The following is a 15,584-nucleotide window of genomic DNA, read 5'->3' as shown; positions in this document are numbered from 1 at the left end:
GGCGGGATAGAAGTTATCCACGAGCGGTAAAAAGAAGGCCCAGTCGCTACGCGACTAGGCCTTCAAAAAGGTATTAAATGCTTCTTAACTTACAAGCATTAAGCATTACGCTGGCTTTTTGATTATTAGGTTAGTTTTTAGAACTCGTACTTAGCAGTGATTGCCCAATTACGGCCTGCTTGTGATTCATCAAGGTCTAGCTCAGTGCGACCTCGTACATCACTCCACGCCCAGTACTTCTCATCAGTTACGTTAAACAACCCCGCACGTAGCGTCAGATCTTTCACTGGTACGTAGTATGCCGTTAGGTCAACAACTGTAGCTGAAGGGTTTTCTACTTGATCGGTTGTACCGCCATTGTCGCCGTCTAGATTCAAATCACTGTTCGACTTTTTAGCGATGTAACTTAGCTGAATACTCGTACCCCAGTTTTGCTGAGGAGCGTCATAGTTTAAGCCAAGCACAGCGTTCCATGGTTCAATTGAATTAAGTGCGTTACCGTTACCATCTTCGCCTTGCGTATAAGCAATCGCAAAGCGAGAAGTAATACCATCAAACGCACCAGTTACAGCACTTACGTCCAGTGTGTTACCAAATTCGACACCTTTAATTACGGCTTCATCAACGTTAACGTATTGGTATACATCTGGATCTGAGCTCGTAGCACCTTCTTCTACTACTTTATGGTCGATAAAGTTTGTAAAATCGCTGTAGTAGAACGCAATTTCTGAAGAAGTGATGTCTGTATTGTGACGGAATCCAATTTCGTACGTGATACTTTCTTCTGCTTCTAGCTGTGGGTTAGGGCGGTTTTCATAAGATGAACCACCATCATACGAGTAGTACAATTCGTCGAAGCTAGGCGCTCTAAAGCCTTGAGAAATTTGACCGAACGTCTTGAGCTCATTAGTTAATTCGTAAACGGCACCTAGACGACCAGTAACAGCAGAGCTAGAGTGCTTGTCATAGCTAACTGTAGGATCTATACCTTCCGTGGTGACATCAGGCTTAGTCTCAAAGCTATCGAATCGAACTCCAGGTGTTAGACGTAATGCTTCACCCAGTAATAGCATTTCGTCTTGAACAAATGCACCGTAACGCGTTTCTTCTGCATTCGGTTGGTAGAAAATTGTACTGTCTGTGTTATCGATAAGGTTGCGCGTCAAATTGCGGTTTTCAATATCTTTGGTTTGATAGTTCGCACCATATACCAAAGTATGCTGGACACTTGCAGTCTCAATATATTTAGTTGCTTGGACGTCAAATTGAACTGCTTTCTCGTTGTACGTGTAATCTTTATGTTCGGCACGCAACGCATCGTCACCAGTAGGTACATCAGGTGTTGGCGAACCAGGATACATAGCGCTCACCGATGTGATCTGACCATTTCGATGAGTATTACCATTTTCATCTTTTTTAATACCTGCAACGCCCCACACAAGCTTATCGGCAATGCTAATGTCTTTTTCAAGGATGTGTTTAAAGCCAAGTCGTGTTTGTTCTGACTCATCATCACCATAGTTTTCGTCCCACTCGATGTTACCTAAACCCATGCGGAATGAAGGGGGGAAGCCACCAAAGTCAGAAATAAATGTTTGACCAGTCTTTTCTAGTTGAGTCTCAGTTTGCTTTTTACCATATTCACCAACAAGTTCGATGCGGTTTTCGTCGTTAATTTGGTACTGGGCTTTTACTAACAGGTTATCGCTTGATGAATCTTGCTCGTCAGGTGTGCCGAAGTTATCCACTTCTTCGCCGTCACGTCGTGTGTACGCAACCAAGGTTTCTAAATCACCAAACTTGTTCGCTAATGCCACAGATTCTGAAAATTCATTCGTATCAGATGCGTACCCGAGTTTTACGTAACCACCTAATTGCTTTTCGTCTGATACAAAGTCTGAAGGATCTTTTGTTTGGAATGCAGCGATACCAGCAATGCCGTCGCTACCGTATAAGCTTGATGCAGAACCTTTTACGATCTCTACTGACTTAAACATCTCCGTGTCTGTCATTACTCGGCTAGATTGTAGGAAAGAGTACCCCGAGTCATAACGTGAAGGCTGAGAGACACCGTCAACAAGGATATTCACGCGGTTACCACCTAAGCCACGAATGTTGATACCTTGAATACCGTGACGGCTATCGGTTTCTACAGAAACGCCAGGGGTATATTGAAATACATCGCCTAAATCTTTTGAGAGCGTTTTATCAATGTCCTCTTCAGTTACAACAGAAACAGACGCAGCCACATCTTCCAACTGCTGCTCTGTACGCGTTGCAGATACCACCACTTCATCAAATAGGGCATACTCTTCGGCATACGCAGTTGACGTCAACGCTAAAACAATCGAAGCTGACAATAGAGATTTCTTATACATTATATTTATTACCTTTTAATCCATATAGGTTTTTCATTGAACGGACGGCATTCTATTGGATCTAAATGATAATTACTATTGTTTGCATTGGCGTTTATGTCGTTCGGTAGGAACAAAATTGTCTTAACCTTGAGAAATTCTTTACAATACAGTTAGATAAACATTCTGTTAACAACTGTAAAGGTTCAACTAATAGATATTAAGTGTGATGCATGTCACTAAACTAAAGCGAATTATAAATAAGGAAGAGAGTTGTGCAGAGTCCAATAACATTAGAAGCACTTCATATTTTGGATGCCATTGAAAGGAGAGGTAGTTTTGCCGCAGCCGCTAATGAACTTGATCGCGCACCATCCTCGCTGAGTTATCAGATTCAAAAACTCGAGCAAGACCTTGATATCATGATTTTTGATCGCTCAGGTCATAAAGCTAACTTCACAGAGGCAGGGAAACTGATTTTAGAACGTGGACGAGGGATACTGGCCGCCACTGAAAAGTTAGTTAACGATGCAAGTGTATTAGCAAATGGATGGGAGCTGGATATTACACTCGCATTTGACGGCATCATCCCAGTTAGCAACTTCTTTAATCTGGTCAATGACCTTGGTAACGTCAGTTCCACACGAATTAAGCTTCAAGAAGAGATATTGGCTGGCTGCTGGGAAGCTCTAAACTCAGGTAGGGCAGATTTATTGATCGCACCTAAGATGGACACATTACCTCACGACGTTAAAGCAGAGAAAATCGGTACTATGGATATGATCTGGGTTGCGGCAACCGATCATTATGTACATAAAAGAAGTGGCGATTTTGATGACCAAGCACGTGAAAAATATCGTGTGATTGCTATAGCTGACACTGCTCGCGAACAACCCGCACTCAGCGTTAATATTGCTCATCGTCAACCAAGGCTTACTGTGACGAATTTTGCGGCTAAAGTTGATGCGCTAAAAAACGGGCTGGGCATTGGCACCTTACCGAAACAGCTAGCACTCGACCTGATTGAAAGCGGTGAGTTAAAGCAGATCACTGATACGGACGATCAACCGATTGATATTATTCTGGCTTGGAAGCGCAATAAGATTGGTGAAGCTAAATCTTGGTGTATCCAATACCTAATCAAACATTGGAAACAATCGGCTAAGGTCTAAATAAAGTAAGGGGAGCAAAAAGTGCTCCCCAATTTTATACGTTCAAAGGCAGTCTCATGTCTGCTGTACCATCTTCAAACTGGACATCAAGTTCAAATCCTAGCTTTTGAGCAAGCATCAACATCCCACGGTTTGTAGGCATAGTCATACCTGACATTTGTTCAGTACCCTTATGTCGACAATATTCGATAATCTTGGTCATCAAGACTTTACCGAGACCATTCCCTTTTAAATCAGAACGTATCAATATCGCAAACTCTGCATCGGTATTTTCGGGATTAATTAGTGCTCTCGATACGCCAATAATTGGAGAACCGCTGCGTGTTTGGCTGACTGCGACAAAAGCCATCTCGCGGTCATAATCGATTTGAGTGAGGTTCGCTAACGCCTCGTGATTGAACTCGCCAACATCACTAAAGAATCGTTTGTAGAGATCCTCTTTAGAAACGTTGTTGATAAAAGCAGCGTGATCGGGCTCATCCTCAGGAAGAATAGGGCGCAGTAACACTTCCTCACCATCTTTGAGCGTGATGAGTTCCTCGTACTCTACAGGATAAGGACGAATAGCAAGCCGCTGCTGAGCATCACCCTCATATCGTTTTAAGATTAAATCCGCGTCTATGATGGTAAAGTTAGAACCATTAGCGAGTACTGGATGAATATCCAGTTCATGTACTTGTGGGCAGTCAACCACCATTTGGGAGATGCGAACAAGTAGCTCAGACAGACCATGGATGTCCATTGGTTCTGGAAGTTTTTGGGGTCTGATCTTGCCATTTTTTATTGCACGAACTATGAGATACCGTGCCAAAGCCATATTTAGTGGGGGCAGTGCGGATGCGGCGTCAATGGATTCATCCCACTCAGATCCGCCTTGGCCTAACAAGATAACCGGGCCAAACGTTTCATCGTGTTTAACCTTGATTCGTATTTCCTCACCGCCAGCTAATTTAGCCATACCTTGTACCAGTAAGCCGTGGATGTGTGCTGATGGATAAGAAAGTTTCGTTCTGTCGAGAATCGCGTCCGACGCATTGGCAACTTCGTGACTATTTCGTAAGTTGAGCATCACCCCTTGAACATCAGACTTATGCGCTATGTCAGGAGACCTCAGTTTGACCGCCACCGGGTACCCAATTTGTTCTGCAACGTGCACTGCTTCACTTGAATCAGAAGCGATCCAGGTTGGCAAAACATTGAAATTGAAACAGCGCAAAAAAGGTCCAATTTGATGGGTATCTAGCGATACTGTATTTTTATCCAGTAATTTATCTTCAATCCAATTATTGGCCTCTTTTAGTTCAGCAATATGAACCGGTTCTGCTGTCGTTGGTGTCTCCATTAACTGTTTCTGGTTACGGCGATACTCAACTAAGTGCATGAATGCGACAACCGCACTTTCCGGTGTGCGATACGTAGGGATGCCTGATTGCGTAAAGATGTCACGCGCTGGCTTTGCGGTAAGTTCACCAGACCAGTTAGTCAGAATATTAAATCTTTTATGCCTAGGGTGAGCTTTAATTGCATCGACAACGGCTTGTGCTGTCTGCTCCGAATGCGCCACCGCTGAAGGACTGTGCATGATCAATATTGCATCTGCACAATCAGTATCCATTAATGCATTAAGCGTATCGACGTAGCGTGAATGGTCCGCGTCGCCAACCATATCGATTGGGTTATTGTAGCTCCAACTCGGGGGCAAAATGGCACTGAGCTTATCAAGAGATTGCTCTGATAGTTCGGCTAGCTTTCCCCCTCGGTCGAGTAGGGTATCAACAGCCATAATAGCGGGGCCGCCGCCATTGGTTATTATCGCAAGGCGTTCACCCCTTAATGGAACAGAATGAGTTAAGGTTTCAACTGCTGCAAATAGTTCGTGAGAGTTCTTTACTCGCAGCATCCCTGTACGTCTTATCGCTGAATCGTAAATGATGTCTAATGTGTCATCGCCACCAGTATGGGCTCTGGCTGCGACTCTCCCTGCAGCAGTTCGCCCACCTTTTAATACGAGAATTCGCCGGTTACGAGAGGCTGCACGAGCGGCTGACATAAAACGCCGAGCGTCTTTAATCGTATCGACATATAACAGTATTGCTTCGGTATGAGAATCAGTACTTAGATGATCAAGTAGATCTGAAAAGTCGATGTCGAGTGCGTTACCTAATGAGATAAAGGCAGAAAATCCAATGTTCTTGTCATTCGCCCAATCGAGAATAGTGGTACACATCGCTGCAGATTGAGATATAAATGCGATCTTACCTTTTTCAGCCGTGACTGGAGAAAACGAAGCGTTAAAGTTCACCCATGGTAATATCAAACCCAAGCTATTAGGGCCGAGTATACGCATACCATTTTGCTTCGCGATTTCGAAGCACGCAGCTTGAATACTCTCACCATCTTCGTTAGCAAAATGCATATCAGCGGAAAGAACGATAACCGACTTAACCTGCTTCTCAGCTAATTGTTGGAATAGCGTTTGATTATATTTGGCGTGAGTACAAAGGATGGCAACGTCGGGAACGATAGGGAGCTGGTCGATAGAGTTGTATGCCAGTACACCACACACAGAAGAGTACTTTGGTGTTACCGGCATTATTGCACCCTCAAAGCCACCATGAAGTAGATTCTTCATCACGATGTTGCCAGCTCGCATAGGCTTCATGGATGCACCGATGACAGCAACAGAACGTGGTTTCAATAGGTGGTTCAGATGACTCATAGCGTTCTCCTAAGCGGACATTACAGCAATCGTAACCAACCTATAGGGAAAATACTGTGCGATTGTGATGTAGTTTTAGGCAGATCACTGAGGGAGTAGTGAAGTTTGTGCCTTGTGTCACAGTGTATTGATATATAATTAAAATGTTGGGTTGATTCTATGCCTATCTAACGGCATGATTTACAGTAATATTTAGTTAAGGCTTTTGAAGATTTCATGAAAAAAATTGCGATTGTTGGCTTGTCAGTGGTGCTTTCTGCGTGTGTGTCGAGTGATTACGTTACCGATGTGAGTTCAGAAAGTTATCGTGAGGATTACAAAGCACCTCAGGTTGAACAACCTGTTGTATCACAACAAGGAATGACTAACGGCATTGCGGAAGAAAACGTTCAAAGCAACGTGGTCAAGATGTCTCCAACTCAAGAGAAGCAAGTTGTTAAGATGCAGCCACAAGCTAAGCCTGCAGTAGCGATCATTCCACCTACTGCCAAGCAAACGGCGATGAATCCACGCTACGGCTTCACTATTCAAGTAGTCGCTGTCGGTTCGCAGACTAAAGTGGACCACTTCGCACGCAAGCTTCCACGTGACAACCAGCCAATCTGGGAAAACTACAAAGTCGTGAACGGCACTAAGTGGTACACAGTATTATACGGTGACTACGCGACACGCACAGATGCGAAAAAAGCGATCAGCGAATTGCCTAACGAGTTCCAAACTCTTAAGCCGTTCGTGAAGAGTATTGATGCAATTAAAAACTCTCAATACCCAACGCTTAACAAGCTGAATTAATAAAATTGTTTAAAAAGGGGGCTCAGCCCCTTTTTTTATGCCTATTTTCTAGGCATTCAAACAGTAATGCGGTAATTCACCGGTGAAAATCGTGTAACTGTTAGCGCTTTTTATTATTATGGTTTTACCAATCCCTCTGTTGTTTCACGGAAAGATCACTTAATGACCAATACAACTATTCTTCTTCTTTGCGGTGGTGGTTCGTCTGAACACGAAGTATCACTTGTTTCTGCAGGCTTTTTGCAATCGCAACTCTCGCTAACACCTGGGTTTGATGTCATCCGCGTAGAGATGAAGTCAGATGGTTGGTATACAACAAATGATGAACTGGTTTACTTAGACACTAACTCAGGCACGCTAAACAGTGAAACCGAGTCAACGAAACTAGACTTTATTGTCCCTTGTATTCATGGCTTCCCAGGTGAAACTGGTGATATTCAGTCTATGCTTGAGCTAGCTGGAATACCATATTTAGGTTGTGGTCCAGAAGCGAGTACCAATAGCTTCAATAAGATCACGTCGAAACTATGGTACGACGCTCTAGGCATTCCAAACACGCCTTACATTTTCTTGTCAGAGAACAATCGAAATGCGTTTGAGTTAAGTGCCAACGCTTTCAACGAATGGGGAAGCGTATTTGTCAAAGCTGCCCGTCAAGGCTCTTCAGTTGGATGTTACAAGGTAACGGATATCGAACAACTTCAAAAAGCACTGGATGATGCGTTTACGTATTCAGACCAAGTTCTCGTTGAACAGGCCGTTAAACCTAGAGAACTAGAGGTCGCAGCTTATGAATATGAAGGTGAGTTGCATTTAAGCCTACCAGGTGAGGTGATTGCACCAGCGGACGCTTTCTATTCATACGAAGAAAAATACAGTGCAACGAGTCATTCAACGACTGAGGTAGTAGCATCAAACTTAACGGATGAGCAGTTAGCGTTAATTAAAGACAGTGCGCACAAGGTCTTTACTCAAATGCGCCTTCGTCACCTGTCTAGAATCGATTTCTTCTTAACGCCGAGTGGCGATATCTATCTCAATGAGGTGAATACATTCCCAGGTATGACACCTATCTCTATGTTCCCGAAGATGCTTGAAAATAATGGCCATAAGTTCGCTGATTTCTTAGCAAACTGTGTACGTTCGTCGCTTTAATCCCAAGGCTTAAAGCGTTTAAATACAATTTTTTCTTCTTCAGAGCGAGCCTTATTACCAATATAGTGATAGGGCATCGCTGCACTTACCCATCTTCCAGCTCGCTGTATCTCTTGAACTTTGGCTCCTTTCTTAGCCATTTCATTGACCGCACCAACACGCAATGACTGCCCTGAAAACTTAACGTCTAGTCGTAATTTATCGCTAGCCGAACGCATAATCCTATAGATTGAAGAGTCATCGAGAGGAGTGTCGTTGAGGTAACCGTGCCTGTCGATCGCGGTAAACAGAGGCCCGTCGTGTTGTCCTCTAAGTACTAACCACTTAGTGACGTAGGCTGACGCTTGAGAACCTAGAGAGTAGTGTTGTTCTTTTAGTGAAATAGTGACGGCGTCACCAGTAATGTTTACATCCGAGTACAGAAGCTGCTTTAACTCAGAACGCTTCAACATACACTCAAACATAAGGTGATAAATGGCCAAATCTCGACAATCACTTACCTTCGCAGAGCTTTCAAGTTTTAAAGACAGGGCGTCTAGATGATCTTTAGTGAACTGATTTGTTACCGATGCATCGTTCTTTTTGGCGACTCGTAAGTCTGAGAGGAGAGTTTGGACAGATAGCGAGGTTGTTGGGTCATTACAACCTAGTGTTCGATGAACAAGGCTTAGCGTCACGGCGTAACGTTTAATGGTGGCATATTTGCGGCTCTTAGATTCTTTTTCCAAGAATAATCGAACTGCAGTCGTAGAGGCAGGAAGCGCTTTAACACCTTTTACGTGGCAAAAGATGGAAAATAGATTCCAATCTTTTCGCATAGCTAAGAGTGAGTTACGCGAGTATTGATGATCCATCAGAGCGTTTATGTCATCAATATTAATCTCTTTAGAAAATCGATCGAAATATCGATTTCGTTGGTCACTACATGTGACGACACGAACATTTTTCCTCATACTAGCGCACTATAACCAATAAAACCCTAATAAATATACTTGATAATGAGCGATTTACAATTATTATTAAACTAAATTAATACAACGATAATGTTCGCTATGGCTGCTGCTACATATAGAGGTTTCGTCCTCAAAACCGCTGGAAGTTCAACGGAAGTTTGGCAAGTTCAAATCAAAAACCATGTGTTATCTGGAAGCATGGCTGCCGTTAAGAAAAGCATCGATTGGTTCTGTGATACCGCAACGATCATTGATCCTAAAGAGTTCAGTTCGCTTGCTGGAAAGAAAAAAGCAGAAGGTACAGGTTCACCAGCACAAGAAAACTTCAATGGTTTTACCATTAAGAACGATACTGGAGAAGCTAATGCCTGGTACTGCATGTTTAATGGGCGTCTTATTAAGGGCGGTAAGCTTGCTATACAGAAGCATATAGAGGCATACTTAGTCGCTAAACAAAAAGCAGAACAGCAACAGAAGAAATAACGAATATGACTCTTGTATACAGTACTGATGTAGGTCGAATTAAACCTGAAGAAGAAAAGCCACAGCGTGAAAAAGGCGACGGAATTGTTCGTATCATTCGTCAAACTAAAGGACGTAAAGGCAAAGGCGTTTCAATCGTCACAGGCTTAGACCTAGACGATGCACCATTAAAGCTTTTAGCTGCGGAACTTAAGAAAGTGTGTGGTTGTGGTGGCTCTGTTAAAGATGGAACCATCGAGATTCAAGGTGATGCACGAGACAAGATTAAAGCGCACCTTGAAAAGAAAGGCCACACAGTGAAACTGGCTGGCGGTTAATCCTAAGAGCTTGTTTGCTAATCTTTGATTATCAAACTAGTTATTAGGTATTTTATGTAAAATAGCCTTATGTTCAATTCCTACCAAGATTTGCAACGAAAGCAGCCATAAAGAGTAGAGCACAACAACGTGCTCTATTTAATAACAAACCACATTTAACATAAGATACATAATGCGCACTATGGTGTGGGTATTTAGGTCGCGCAGTTCATGACACCGTCACTTAATGTAAGCCTGTTTAACCGGCTCTAACTTGCCAATCATTGTATGCGTATGAATGAGCGCCCGCCGTGTAGCGTAAATTCAAGTTACGACTCTTCAGTATAATTTCTACAAACAACGTATTCTCTGAACGACTCACCGGTTTAAACGACAAGTGTTCACCACGACACTCCCGAGATAACTCTAACGGCGTACCTTTGACTAGGATGCTTACACTTGCTGAATCGACAAATATTCGTTTAAGACATATTCAACACCATCGGGGGCATAGAAAGCTGCTTAGACTTTGTTACCTCAAGTGTTGGCAATGGAATGGACTGAGCAATTATCGTGGGCTCTTCCGCATACAACGTAGAACTCACTACAAGTAACAAGCTCATTGCTTGAAGATGAATTTCAACCTTCATATTTGTTCCAAGTTTGTATCAATACTCCAAATCTAGCACTCGCTCATAGCGAAACTATAGCCCAATGACCAAGTTGTGATACGTAGTCACGATCTTAACCGTTGTGTGACACCATAACCCCAAAGAATAAATCACTACAAGACAGTAAGCGCTCACACATGAATTTTTCATTCTTGTAATTTAATTACAAGTTAATTCCATGCTAGGCTACCCATGAAACAATAATCCAAGATAAGTCATTGAAATTAAATGCGTTAATTGAAAAGCAGAAGAAGTTAACGCTCACTTTCAGAATCGCGACAAATGAAAGTTTTTCTAGTTTTATTTGTATATACATTTGTATTTAATGTATTTTCGTGGCCATAAAGGATAAATAATTAGTTATAGTGTGTGAGTTTTTTCAGGCACAAAAAAAGAGCAGTATCCTGCTCTTCTTTTACTTGGAGACATTTAATGTCTATTGCTGTGTATTGGTGGCTTCAGCTCTGATCTGTTCTGCAACCACTTTTATCGCTTGTGCAGTGCTCATACCCTCAGACATTAGTTGTTGGATTTGTTCGACAGCTTTTTGCTGCTCTTCATGTGTGAGTGGTGGTAAATCATCAAACATAAAAAAGGCTCCTAATAATTTAGGAGCCGACTATATTATGATTTACCGCTTTAAGCTAGTGCCACCTACTCTACTTAGTAACTCGTTAAGAAGTTAACGTATGCTCCCATAGAGTTCTCGTTGGTATAGCTTGCACCGATATCAAGTTGGAAAAGATTTAGTGGCGATAAACCGATACCGGCAGTTAACGTGTCGTCTAAATCATCATAAGCGAGGTTACGTTTCCAACCCGCGCGAAGCTTTAATTGGCGCATAATGTCGATTTCACCACCAACACGTAACATTTGTGTGTTGTCATCGAAATTGGTGTAACGTTCTTCTTCATTCAGGTCGTAGTCTACACTGATTGCTGCGTAGTCACCGATTAAACCAACACCGACTGTGTATAGCGGTCGCATTTGATATGCATAAGAGACAGGATCAAATGTTCGAGTTTGTGAACTATCAATACTAGAGACTACAGTGGAACCTGCTAACTCTTGTGTCGTAATATCTCGAGAAACAAGGTTAGTTGCCGACAAGCCAACTCGTAATGGGCCGTAGAACCAAAGGAAACCAGCGTCCATATTGAACATGGTTTCTCCCGTTCCGTTTTCTCTTATATCTTTGATATCGTAGTTATTTAGGTTTGCACTATATACATAGGTATAGATACGCTGAATTTTCGGTGTAATACCAAAAGAAATATGTTGCCCTAAAAATGTCTGATATTTAGCTAGAGATATACCGACCTCGGTAACACCAACGCCAACAGCGTTCACTGCACTAAGTTCAGCATTAATTGCTGGGTTCAAAGCTGGGTCGATTTGGCTGTTTGCACCTGTATAAATATCGGTTTGAGCGAAAGATTCCGCATACGCTTTACCAAAAACATTTGCGGCGACATAGCTATTTGGAATAGCAAACGCAACAACACCGCCGAATTCTAATTTGGCAATATCGCCCTCTAGAGCATTTAATGTGCTTTCTAGCTCTGCAATATTTGAGAAGTCCCCCCCAATGGCATCGTCGATTAAGCCTGCAGCTTTATCAAGATCATCAACCATCATTTGCTCATCGCTGTATGACAAGCCGATACTTGGTGTGATCATTCCGACATCATCATTTCGACGGTAAATTGCGGTCAGAGCTGGGTTGTAGAAAGGAGCAGTTAAAAAATTCGCAGAGACAACACCAGTACCACCCATAGCATCGCCACGGGCTTCGATTGCATAGTTAGCTGCTGATGCAGAAGTGGCAGCCAGTGCAATAGACAACGATAAGAGTTTTATTTGATTTTTCATATCGGTATAAACTTTTTCAGTTCCATGTGTTTATATCGACCTATTGTGTATTAACTTGAATTATTCCTCCACTGAAACATCATACGTTTTACTAATTATTTGGGATTGCTCTACAATAATTGGCCCTTGCCAACGTTGATGATTCATTGAAACCGCAAGAACATAGCGTCCGGTCTCGATTGGTACACTTCCAAGTGACGTTGGGTAATCCGCATCATAGCTTTCACCCCATACTTGAACATAGTTCCCATCGATATAATCATAAAGTGCGGTTTCGAGTTTGGGTAATGGACAGTGGCGGTTTAAGAGCGCGTTTTTTTCAACTTTCCATTGCGCTTTACCGTTCCAACGTACTGTCACTTTTGCTTTGGGGTCACCTAACACTAGCCATGAGCTCCAAGAAGTTTCATCTTTTGCGGTTACGTCAATTCGGTATAGCCCCATTTGAACGCGACTATTTAGATTGTAACGTTTTACATAACGCTTAGAAGCGGCTTCATCTTCACCTAAACTGGGAATTTCTGTCATCTCGTTGTCAGTTGAGATTGATTTAGAAACCCAACGAGTGAGGGAAATATCGCGAATATCTTTGTTTGCACTAAGCTCGATACTTGCTCTATAAGAGTCTCGGCCAGGACTTTGTATTTCTGTACGTTTGACCGTAATCGAATTCATCCAATCAGGTAACGCTTTGTTATCGAGGCTTTTTCCGCAATCAACTTCAAGGGATTGCAAAAATAGTTCGTTAAGATGAGGCGTAATTGATCGGTTCTTCTCTCGTTGCCAGACTTCAACGAGCGCAGTGAACATACCCGGTAAGTCATCGTTGAGTAGATGCTTATGAGCTTGAGTCAGGGGTGAGTTACTTTCAAACCATGGTACTTGATTGGCTGAAAGTGGTGCACTTACAACAAGTGCACCTGCAATAATGCTCGATTTAATCATCACGCCTTCATTTTGTAACCAACACCACGAAGTGTTTCTATCTCGAGCCCTGGTAGCTTTTGGCGAAGCTGAAGTACGTGAGTGTCAACTGTACGCGTCGTTGGGAAATGGTTGTAACCCCATACATGATCAAGCAGTTCGTCACGGGTAAATACTCGCCCTAGGTTGCTCGCTAAGAAAAGTAACAAATCAAACTCGGTACGTGTCAGTGTGATTGCTTCGCCCTTAAATTGTACTTCGCGAGTTGCTTTATCGATGATCAGATCTTCAGTTGTCACTTTTGTATCGTCACCCGCTTCACCTTCTGGCGCGCGTAGCTGTGCACGAATACGAGCAAAAAGCTCCGCCTCTGCAAATGGTTTCGTTAAGTAGTCGTTAGCACCTGCATCTAAGCCTGCCACTTTATCTTTAACGGTTACCAAAGCCGTCAATAGAATCACCGGAACGTCTTTAATTTTCTTCCATTCCACTAGGTGTTGAACAGAATCACCGTCTGGCAATTGGCGATCTAGAATCACGAGATCCGCTTTATCCCAGTATTGCGCTACGTCCGCAATCGTTTCTGAATGGAAACATTCGTATCCCGCTTGTTCTAGGCTTACGAGTAAACCATCAGCTAAATTTTTATCATCTTCAACGAGAAGCAGTGTCTGTTTCACAAGGTATCTCCAAAATAAACGTTGTCGGTGGACCGCATAAGGACATTTTACCGCCCATGCGTCCAACCATCGATTCAACGATAGTCAAGCCAAGACCAAGGCCACTTTTACTCACAAAAGGTTTGCGTAAGTGTCGCCAATCTTTCGAAGACAGCTCACCTTGGTCTATCACTTTAACCGTAATTTTTTGCTTAGCAGTTGTTACATCAACTACCACAGGCGCAACTCCATATTTGACGGCGTTGCGTATTAAATTATCAATACATGTGCCTAGCCAATATACGTTAAGTTTGGCGGCAATGTCTTCATTGATGACGAACTCGACATTATTATCGAACTCTTCTTCTATCTTAAATTCTAACCATTCTTGCACCGAAGGCACCCAATCGGTCGCTAGCGGCTTATTGTCTGATTGTAGGTAATCTTTACTTGCTTCCGCTAACTGGCGTAAACGTCTTGAGTCTTCACACAGACGTCGAAATTCATCATATACCGACTCGGGAAGCTGTTCGAACTCACGTCTAAAGCCCTCAACCGTAAGGGATAGACTTGCGATAGGCGTGCGAAGTTCATGCGTTAAGATCTGCAAAATCAGCATGCGACTTTTCATCTCTTGTCGCTTCGTATTCCAGCGATAGACTGACCAGCCCAGAACGAGCAGGATGTTGGCAATGACCAACGCCACCATACTGATTCGAAGAATATCGGAATGGTCTTCAACCTCCCAACAAAGGTTACCCCTCTGAACAAAACAACTCGTTGACTCACTTCTTAAACTGAAAGCGAGCCCTGCTGTTTCGATGTTCTTTCGCCAAATACTCTCCGGGAAAATTAGGTAGCTATCACTTTGACGTAACCAAAGCTCTTCCCGTTCGATGAACATGCTAGAACCAGATATAAGTGCAACGACAGCATCTTCATCCATACGCTGTAAGCGACCTAGCAAAGTTGTATCTTCTGCCAACGGACGCTCTTTAATATGCATGTACTGCTGAAGATCGTCCTGCCTTTCTGGGTATATACCTACATAGCGACTTGCATACGTGCCACCACCTGGGTGCACCAACGCACTACGCGCGAACCACTTATCACTTAACTTACTGCCCTTACACATTGCACGAGTAAAGACCAAAGGCTCTGTAATTAGAGGGCTTAACGGCAGCTTACCAGTACAGTTTTGAGCGAGATTATAGAGTCGCTGAACATCTTTAAGCGGGTATGCAGATGTTTGCGGCAACATAGATTCAGGGGTCAGAAGTCGAGTTGGATAGTCAGATTGTAGGCTACGGATATCATAAGACGCCGTTGCTTTAGCTTGATCGAAAAGATCAACGAATTGGTCAATACGTTCAGGTAATGACTCCGCATACAAATTTGGACTTAACAAGGTTAAGCATAAAGCGAGCGATTTAATCGTTGTTCTAATCAATGCAAAAATTCAATAAATCAGTAAGTTAGATTTAGAGTAAAACATTATCGCAAAAATATAAAATTGAAATGTGATATCAAT

14 protein-coding genes are annotated in these 15,584 nt (G+C 42.8%); 5 read left to right on the top strand and 9 right to left on the bottom strand.

Annotated elements, in window-relative coordinates; all coding sequences use genetic code 11:
• Positions 1–137: 137 nt before the first annotated feature.
• The gene (locus F0231_RS15395; RefSeq protein WP_171760581.1) at positions 138–2,378 is read right to left on the bottom strand and encodes a TonB-dependent hemoglobin/transferrin/lactoferrin family receptor; all 2,241 of its coding nucleotides are present in this window, start codon (positions 2,376–2,378) and stop codon (positions 138–140) included.
• 254 nt (positions 2,379–2,632) lie between these two features.
• Here F0231_RS15395 and F0231_RS15390 point away from each other — a divergent pair, with 254 nt between their 5' ends.
• Positions 2,633–3,529: a LysR family transcriptional regulator gene (locus F0231_RS15390; protein ID WP_171760580.1), complete on the top strand. Its 897-nt coding sequence runs from the start codon at positions 2,633–2,635 to the stop codon at positions 3,527–3,529.
• 34 nt (positions 3,530–3,563) lie between these two features.
• Here F0231_RS15390 and F0231_RS15385 read toward each other — a convergent pair whose 3' ends face one another.
• Positions 3,564–6,248: a bifunctional acetate--CoA ligase family protein/GNAT family N-acetyltransferase gene (locus tag F0231_RS15385; protein WP_171760579.1), complete on the bottom strand. Its 2,685-nt coding sequence runs from the start codon at positions 6,246–6,248 to the stop codon at positions 3,564–3,566.
• A 216-nt stretch (positions 6,249–6,464) separates the two neighbouring features.
• Between F0231_RS15385 and F0231_RS15380 the strand changes: the two genes are divergently transcribed.
• The gene (locus F0231_RS15380) at positions 6,465–7,040 is read left to right on the top strand and encodes an SPOR domain-containing protein (RefSeq protein ID WP_171760578.1); all 576 of its coding nucleotides are present in this window, start codon (positions 6,465–6,467) and stop codon (positions 7,038–7,040) included.
• A 162-nt stretch (positions 7,041–7,202) separates the two neighbouring features.
• A complete protein-coding gene (locus F0231_RS15375) occupies positions 7,203–8,195 on the top strand; it encodes a D-alanine--D-alanine ligase (protein WP_171760577.1) in 993 nt (330 codons plus the stop codon).
• Here the strand turns inward: F0231_RS15375 and F0231_RS15370 are convergent.
• Positions 8,192–9,148 (bottom strand): tyrosine-type recombinase/integrase, encoded by a 957-nt coding sequence (locus F0231_RS15370; RefSeq protein ID WP_171760576.1) that lies wholly within the window; start codon positions 9,146–9,148, stop codon positions 8,192–8,194. The two genes, F0231_RS15375 and F0231_RS15370, sit on opposite strands and share 4 nt — an antisense overlap.
• 99 nt (positions 9,149–9,247) lie before the next feature.
• On the opposite strand from F0231_RS15370, the gene F0231_RS15365 reads away from it, so the two are divergent.
• Positions 9,248–9,631, top strand: coding sequence for a DUF3319 domain-containing protein (locus F0231_RS15365; protein ID WP_171760575.1), 384 nt, complete (start codon positions 9,248–9,250; stop codon positions 9,629–9,631).
• Between the two features lie 5 nt (positions 9,632–9,636).
• The gene (gene yciH, locus F0231_RS15360; protein ID WP_171760574.1) at positions 9,637–9,948 is read left to right on the top strand and encodes a stress response translation initiation inhibitor YciH; all 312 of its coding nucleotides are present in this window, start codon (positions 9,637–9,639) and stop codon (positions 9,946–9,948) included.
• A 461-nt stretch (positions 9,949–10,409) separates the two neighbouring features.
• Here the strand turns inward: yciH and F0231_RS15355 are convergent, their stop codons facing one another.
• The 6 genes from F0231_RS15355 to vxrA form a co-directional block, all read right to left on the bottom strand.
• Positions 10,410–10,577, bottom strand: a complete 168-nt coding sequence (locus F0231_RS15355) for a hypothetical protein (protein ID WP_171760573.1) — start codon at positions 10,575–10,577, stop codon at positions 10,410–10,412.
• 457 nt (positions 10,578–11,034) lie between these two features.
• Positions 11,035–11,187: a YoaH family protein gene (locus F0231_RS15350; RefSeq protein ID WP_171760572.1), complete on the bottom strand. Its 153-nt coding sequence runs from the start codon at positions 11,185–11,187 to the stop codon at positions 11,035–11,037.
• A 74-nt stretch (positions 11,188–11,261) separates the two neighbouring features.
• Positions 11,262–12,470 carry a conjugal transfer protein TraF gene (gene traF, locus F0231_RS15345; RefSeq protein ID WP_171760571.1) on the bottom strand — a complete coding sequence of 403 codons (1,209 nt, stop codon included), beginning with the start codon at positions 12,468–12,470 and terminating at the stop codon, positions 11,262–11,264.
• A 60-nt stretch (positions 12,471–12,530) separates the two neighbouring features.
• Positions 12,531–13,415 (bottom strand): DUF2861 family protein, encoded by an 885-nt coding sequence (locus tag F0231_RS15340; RefSeq protein ID WP_171760570.1) that lies wholly within the window; start codon positions 13,413–13,415, stop codon positions 12,531–12,533.
• On the bottom strand, positions 13,415–14,074 hold the full coding sequence (gene vxrB, locus F0231_RS15335; protein ID WP_171760569.1) for a response regulator transcription factor VxrB: 660 nt from the start codon (positions 14,072–14,074) through the stop codon (positions 13,415–13,417). The genes F0231_RS15340 and vxrB overlap by 1 nt, the downstream gene beginning before the upstream one ends.
• Positions 14,049–15,503: a sensor histidine kinase VxrA gene (gene vxrA / locus F0231_RS15330; RefSeq protein ID WP_171760568.1), complete on the bottom strand. Its 1,455-nt coding sequence runs from the start codon at positions 15,501–15,503 to the stop codon at positions 14,049–14,051. Before vxrA ends, vxrB begins: the two co-directional genes overlap by 26 nt.
• Positions 15,504–15,584: the final 81 nt, after the last annotated feature.

The organism is Vibrio sp. RE86 (genome assembly GCF_013114545.1).
Classification (GTDB): Bacteria; Pseudomonadota; Gammaproteobacteria; order Enterobacterales; family Vibrionaceae; genus Vibrio.
This window is presented reverse-complemented; position numbering and strand designations above follow the sequence as displayed.